General features: G+C 30.3%; 1 protein-coding gene. It reads left to right on the top strand.

All coding sequences use genetic code 11. The features are described 5' to 3' along the window. The first annotated feature begins 75 nt into the window (after positions 1-75). Positions 76-1,205 (top strand): IS3 family transposase gene (locus IDG65_RS14065; protein WP_100185108.1). Its coding sequence is split into 2 segments (ribosomal slippage): positions 76-322 and positions 322-1,205, totalling 1,131 coding nucleotides; the frame shifts between segments, so codons are not numbered across the junction. Positions 1,206-1,223: the final 18 nt, after the last annotated feature.

Below are 1,223 nucleotides of genomic sequence, written 5' to 3'. Positions count from 1 at the left end.
TGAATCGTCTACACTTAATTGGACAAATTCTATGAGAATAGATATTGTTAATTTAAGAAAGTAGGCGATTTTATTATGACAAGAGAAAGAAGATCATTTAGTTCAGAGTTTAAGTTACAAATGGTTAGATTATATGAAAATGGTAAGCCTAGGAATGAAATTATACGCGAGTATGATTTAACACCTTCGGCGTTAGGAAAATGGAGAAAGCAACATCAAAACACGGGTACATTCAATCACCAAGATAACTTATCAGATGAAGAAAAAGAGCTGATTAAATTACGTAAAGAAGTTCAACATTTAAAAATGGAGAACGATATTTTAAAGCAAGCAGCGCTGATCATGGGACGAAAATAGAAGTCATTCAAAAGAATGCACATCAATATTCAGTATCAGCAATGTGTAAAGTCCTAAAAATACCAAGAAGTACTTATTATGATTCTATAAAAAGAAGAGATAATAAAAACACTAAAGATGATTCAAACGTAGAACGTGCTGTCATAAATATTTTTAATTCTAATAGAAAAGTCTTTGGTACAAGACGAATTAAAAATAATTTAAATGACAAGGGTCTTACTGTATCAAGGCGAAAGATAGCTCGTATCATGAAAAAACATAATCTAGTTTCTGTTTATACGAAAGCTAAATACAAAAATCATCCAAAAGAAACTAATGAAAAACGAATTAAAAATCATTTGAATCGCGCTTTTAATAGAGAACAACCAATGGAGACATTAGTAAGTGATTTGACATATGTAAAAGTCGGAGGAACATGGCATTACATATGTTTATTTATAGATCTATTTAATAGAGAAATTGTTGGTTACAGTGCAGGTAAAAATAAGGACGCAAATTTAGTATCAAAAGCAATCAGCAGAATAAATCATAATCTTGAACAAATCAAACTATTCCACACTGATAGAGGCAAAGAATTTGATAATCATTTGATAGATGAAGTCCTAGAAACATTTAAAATCAAACGTTCATTAAGTACCAAAGGTTGTCCTTATGATAACGCAGTTGCGGAAGCAACGATGAAAGCAATGAAAACCGAATTTGTAAAACAAATGCAATTTGAAAACTTAGAACAGTTAGAAACAGAATTATTTGATTATGTAAATTGGTACAACAATTTTAGACCACATTCTTCATTACAGTATTTGACGCCAGTGGCATTTAAAAATCTACACATGAAAACTGTCTAAAAAAATGTTGACATACCA

This window comes from Staphylococcus sp. EG-SA-17, assembly GCF_017151845.1.
GTDB classification, from domain to species: domain Bacteria; phylum Bacillota; class Bacilli; order Staphylococcales; family Staphylococcaceae; genus Staphylococcus; species Staphylococcus aureus.
The sequence above is the reverse complement of the archived record's forward strand: the minus strand, read 5'-3'. Positions and strand labels throughout refer to the sequence as shown.